The following is a 945-nucleotide window of genomic DNA, read 5'->3' as shown; positions in this document are numbered from 1 at the left end:
CCCGCTCCCGCGAACAGATCGACGTAGGTCAGGTCCTGCTGACTCATCTATCGGAAAGTGCCGCTCAACTGTATTTAATCGTTGGTACTGGGAAAATCGTTAGGGAGACGGCTCGTCCGGGTGACGCTCGTCACGGAGCCGGATCTTCCTGAGCAAATTTCATATCGTGGGGCGCTGAAGTCGACGTATGAGCGGTGACCTCGTTGAGCTCCCGATCGAAGTGGATGTCACACCGGAACGGTACGGGACACTTCGATCGGTGAATGTCGTGTCTGGAGACGATATTCCGCCGGCGTTGGATTCGCAGGAGTGGCGGCTCGAAGAGCTCTCCGTGGAGTCGCACGTCCGGGATCAGATCGATGTTAGAGCGATTGATGAAACAACGAACGTCGGTGTACTTCGAGTTGATACTAATACGCTAGAGTGGGAGTTCCTCGAAAATAAACGCTGACCCTTGTATAGATCTATAACTCACATTCGGGTGGCGTCCCCGTTCGAGGCCTCACTGTCCGTCGGGTTCTGTGCCTCGACGGCATCATTGTCGTCATCAATGTAGGTCCAATTCTCGGTGTCGAGTCGGCCGTCGAGATACGCCTCACCGTCGTCAGTGATCATGTAGACACCGTTTCCGAGATCTTTGACGAGACCCTCTTCAGCTAGCTTCTTACATCGTCGGTGGACCTGAACACGTGAATATCGAATCGGTCCCTCCCTCTTCATTTTCGTTGGAGAACCAGATTCGTGTTCAGAGAGATACTCCAAAATCCGATCGTCAGCAGCAGACATCCACTCTCCCGCATATCTCATATAATACACTGGCGCACCCATATTTAATATAAGACCGTATAGTGTTTTCAATCACTTTCCGTACATTCAAGTAACGAGAGAATTCATATGTAGCCACAGAACCCAAGTGACGAGCCCTCGGCGAGTGACAAAATGTAG

General features: G+C 51.6%; 2 protein-coding genes. One reads left to right on the top strand and one right to left on the bottom strand.

Annotation, left to right across the window (positions count from 1 at the left end):
* Positions 1-187 precede the first annotated feature (187 nt).
* Positions 188-451: a hypothetical protein gene (locus tag EXE44_RS17175; RefSeq protein WP_137693613.1), complete on the top strand. Its 264-nt coding sequence runs from the start codon at positions 188-190 to the stop codon at positions 449-451.
* A gap of 20 nt (positions 452-471) precedes the next feature.
* On the opposite strand, the gene EXE44_RS17170 is transcribed toward EXE44_RS17175, so the two are convergent.
* Positions 472-807 (bottom strand): winged helix-turn-helix domain-containing protein, encoded by a 336-nt coding sequence (locus tag EXE44_RS17170; RefSeq protein ID WP_092920347.1) that lies wholly within the window; start codon positions 805-807, stop codon positions 472-474.
* Between the last annotated feature and the right edge of the window lie 138 nt (positions 808-945).

This window comes from Halorubrum sp. SS7, assembly GCF_005435055.1.
Classification (GTDB): domain Archaea; phylum Halobacteriota; class Halobacteria; order Halobacteriales; family Haloferacaceae; genus Halorubrum; species Halorubrum salinarum.
This window is presented reverse-complemented; position numbering and strand designations above follow the sequence as displayed.